This window comes from Mycobacterium sp. E3298 (genome assembly GCF_001666895.1).
Classification (GTDB): Bacteria; Actinomycetota; Actinomycetes; order Mycobacteriales; family Mycobacteriaceae; genus Mycobacterium.
Genome location: NZ_LZJB01000090.1, coordinates 1 through 2633, shown reverse-complemented (window position 1 = coordinate 2633; position 2633 = coordinate 1). Strand labels below are relative to the sequence as shown.

At 67.4% G+C, this 2633-nt stretch carries 4 protein-coding genes; 1 reads left to right on the top strand and 3 read right to left on the bottom strand.

The window, feature by feature from the left end; all coding sequences use genetic code 11:
- The 3 genes from A9X05_RS04280 to A9X05_RS04270 all read right to left on the bottom strand — a co-directional run.
- On the bottom strand, window positions 1–628 hold a 628-nt coding region (locus A9X05_RS04280), incomplete at its 3' end, for an ABC transporter ATP-binding protein (RefSeq protein WP_067779481.1).
- A complete protein-coding gene (locus A9X05_RS04275; RefSeq protein WP_067779479.1) occupies window positions 618–1256 on the bottom strand; it encodes a TetR/AcrR family transcriptional regulator in 639 nt (212 codons plus the stop codon). The genes A9X05_RS04275 and A9X05_RS04280, both read right to left, overlap by 11 nt.
- Window positions 1257–1414: 158 nt before the next feature.
- Window positions 1415–2083, bottom strand: coding sequence for an O-methyltransferase (locus tag A9X05_RS04270; RefSeq protein ID WP_067779476.1), 669 nt, complete (start codon window positions 2081–2083; stop codon window positions 1415–1417).
- A gap of 202 nt (window positions 2084–2285) precedes the next feature.
- Between A9X05_RS04270 and A9X05_RS04265 the strand changes: the two genes are divergently transcribed.
- On the top strand, window positions 2286–2633 hold a 348-nt coding region (locus tag A9X05_RS04265), incomplete at its 3' end, for a sigma factor (protein ID WP_304442438.1).

Here is a 2633-nt window from a genome sequence, read left to right as displayed (position 1 = left end):
CGGCCCGGATGATGGTCACCCGTTCGCAGAGCGCTTCGGTTTCGGCCAGGATGTGACTGGACAGCAGGATGGTCGCGCCACGATCGCGAGCCTCGGCGACGCATTGCTGAAAGACGTTCTCCATCAACGGGTCCAGGCCGCTGCTTGGCTCGTCCAGGAGCAGCAGGCGGGCGCGCGACGAGAACGCGGAGATCAGCGAGACTTTCTGCCGGTTGCCCTTCGAGTAAGTCCGCGCCTTCTTGTGTGGGTCGAGGTCGAAGCGCTCGACCAACTCGGCGCGCCGCCTTTCATCGATGCCACCGCGCATGCGGGCCAGCATGTCGATGGTCTCGCCCCCGGTCAATGTCGGCCACAGCGTGACATCGCCTGGCACATAGGCGATCTGACGGTGCAGTGCGACCGCGTCGGCCCACGGGTCGCCGCCCAGCATCCGAACGCTACCGCCGTCCGCCTTGACCAGGCCCAGCAGGATGCGGATGGTCGTCGACTTCCCGGCGCCGTTCGGGCCGAGGAAGCCGTGGACTTCACCTTCGCGCACCGTCAGGTCGAGGCCGTCCAGCGCACGCACAGCTCCGAAGTTCTTGGTCAACCCGCGTATTTCGATGGGTGCGACACTGTCAGCTGGCATGTGATCCTCCTTGATCTTCGGCGGCCAGGAATGCGTCGTACATGGTGCGGTCCACCATCAGGCCCTCGCTGTAGATCTCGAGGGCCGGCAGGATCATGTCCCTGGCGTAATCGCGCAGGACCGCACGCAAATCCGTTGGCGTGTCGTGCATTTGCAGATAGAGCAGGAGGCCGCCGCCTCCCGTGATGCCGAGATACTTGGCCCTGGCCTTCGGGTCACGGCTGGGCTTTATCGTCCCGGCCCGCACACCCTCTTCCATGTACTCTTCGGCGTTGTCGATCATCCTCTGCCACAACATCTTCGCCAGGTCGCCGCCCGTCTGCATGCTGCGCAGGAGGTAGGCCGTCAGCGGCGCGAATTCCTCGATCTCGGCGAGCTGCGCGAACCAGGTGGCGGGGTCGTTGGACCGCATCGCCTCCGATTTGGAACTGCGGATCTCTTCGGCGACGAAGTCGTCGCAGGCTTTTCGCAGGCCTTCCTTGGAACCGAAGTGGTGAATGACGAGCGCGGCGCTCACCCCCGCGGCTTCGGCGATGGCCCTCAGTCCCACGCCGAAGCCGTGCTGTCCGAACTGCTCGATGGCCGCGTCGCGGATTCGAGCGGTTGCGGTCAGGTCGGCTGAACGCATGTTCAGTACGTTAAACGGCCGTTCAGTCGCGAGTCAAGGTGGTATCGCGTCAAGAATTCGTAAACATCGAACCAGTGGCGATCGCAAGCGCGGCGCGGCCGGGCGCGGCGGGTCGCCAGCGTCGAGCCGAGGCCGGGCGCGGCGGGTCGCCGCGCGGGTCAGTCGCGAACCGCGGCCAAGATGCCGTCGCCCAGCGGCACCAGGGCGGGCGTGAGCCGCTCGTCCTCGGCGATAAGCCGTGCCGCTTCCCGCACCGCGACCACCTCGGCGTCGCGGGCGGCGGGGTCGCCGGCGCGCCCGCCGAGAGCGGCCCGGTGCACCACGATGACGCCGCCGGACCGCAGCAGCCGCACGCCCTCCATGACGTAGTCGGGCTGGTCGACCGGGTCGGCGTCGACGAACACCAGGTCGTAGGACTCGTCGGCCAGGCGGGTGAGGACCTCCTGGGCCCGGCCGCTGATCAACCGGGTGCGCGAGGGGCCGATCCCGGCCTCGGAGAAGGCCTGCTTGGCGAGCCGCAGGTACTCGGGTTCGATGTCGATCGTCGTCAGGACGCCGTCGTCGCTCATGCCGGATAGCAACCAAAGTCCGCTGACCCCGGCGCCGGTGCCCACCTCCGCCACGGCCTTGCCGCCGCTGAGCTTGACCAGCAGGCTCAGCAGCGCGCCGACCGCGGGCGTGACCGCGCCCGCACCGATGTCCACGGCGCGCTCGCGGGCGGCCGCCAGCAGCGCGTCCTCGGAGATCGACCCCTCGGCGTGCGCGAAGAGGGATTCGGCTCGACTGGGCGCCGGCTGGCCGGGGGTGTCTGCGTCGGTGCCGTCCATGCCCGCAGCGTATTCCACTCCGGTGCGCGCCCCGGCATGGCACGCCTAAGCCGCGCCGCCACGACACGCCCGGGAAAGCCGGTGCGTTTAACCTCACCCCGCGACGGATATGTCCAGCACAGCGCTGGTAACGAAAAGGTTTCTCAGGCTGAGCTCAGACTGTTCATATATCGCACATACGCCCATACGCGACGGTGTCCCTATGGATCGCGGAGCGGGTGGGACCGGGAATACGGATTGGCGGCCACGTGTTGCCGTCGATGACGACTTGTCGCTTTGTGACAGGACGGATTCGGAGGATTCGATCATCACCACGCTTTTGGGCCCGACCAGCATGTCGCACCCGCAGGACTGCCCCGCCGACGAGTGGGTGGAGCCTTCCGACGGCCTGCAGGGCACCGCGGTTTTCGACGCGACCGGGGACAAGTCCACGATGCCCTCGTGGGACGAGTTGGTCCGTCAGCACGCCGACCGGGTGTACCGGCTGGCTTACCGCCTCTCGGGCAATCAGCATGACGCGGAAGACCTGACGCAGGAGACCTTCATCCGG